Source organism: Vibrio sp. 1557, from assembly GCF_033340175.1.
Lineage (GTDB): Bacteria > Pseudomonadota > Gammaproteobacteria > Enterobacterales > Vibrionaceae > Vibrio > Vibrio alginolyticus.
Window position 1 is genome coordinate 1 of record NZ_JAWOVZ010000262.1, and the last position, 1,077, is coordinate 1,077.

At 42.7% G+C, this 1,077-nt stretch carries 1 protein-coding gene; it reads right to left on the reverse strand.

Annotated features, from left to right (window positions below):
- Positions 1-632, reverse strand: a 632-nt coding sequence (locus R7070_RS26360) for a BCCT family transporter (protein ID WP_318141538.1), incomplete at its 3' end; no start/stop codon positions are given.
- Positions 633-1,077: the final 445 nt, after the last annotated feature.

The following is a 1,077-nucleotide window of genomic DNA, read 5'->3' on the forward strand; positions in this document are numbered from 1 at the left end:
GCCCAGCCCCAAGCGCGATCGCCCAATAATGGGTAAAAGATCGAACGCATTGATAGAGGCAAACCTTTGTTGTAGGTGAAAAATGCAAGTGAAAGTGCCACAACGCCGTAAATTGCCCAAGGGTGGAGACCCCAGTGGAACATCGTCGCGCCTAGCGCCAAACGTGCAGCTTCTGGTGAGTTTGCTTCTACGCCAAGTGGCGTTTCGTACCAACCAGTGAAGTAAGCCACTGGTTCTGCCACACTCCAGAACATCAAACCAATACCCATACCGGCTGCGAACAACATCGCGAGCCAAGACATGAATGAATAATCAGCGACGGCATCTTTACCGCCTAAGCGTATTTTCCCGAGCGGCGACACAATCAACGCTAAGCAGAAAATAACGAAAATGTTACCAGCGATAATAAACAGCCAGTCGAATGAACCAATGATCTTCCACTTAAGCCCATCCAATGCCGTCTTCGCGGTATGAGCATCTAGAACTAATGCTGCGACAAGAAACAGTGCAATAAAGCCTGCACTAATACCAAAAACTGGGTTATGAACATCAAAGCCCCACTTTTGAACGTTGTCTTGACCTACCGTATAGTCGGTACTGTCAATACTGTACTTATCTATACCCTTTGTCATCGTTCCTCTCTATTTTTGTATTATTTTTTCCGTACCAAACAAAAAATCGTTCGAACACGATACGTTTTACATTCCGTGAAAGCGGAAGATCCTATCATTTGAGGCGTTTTTGTCTATCTTTTGCTGTTAAAAAATCCAATAACTTACTTTTCAGTCGGTAATTTGCATTACAAAAAGCGCAAATCTCCACATCATTAATTAGACCACAAACAATTATTGCTATACTAATTTTAGGTCTTTCTGTTTCAGTTGCACGAGCGAATAAAAAGAAATCGCCAAAGACGAATAAATAGTTGAAAAATGTAGACCTAAATTTTGACTGCAGCCCTTTAAATAACAGCGCATTTGAGTTAGTGTCGCGTCGTTACATGTTCCCTACAGACTGGATGAATAAATTGGAAAAGTACGAAGAAGTATTGGTCTCGATTCGTCAGATCATCCGCGC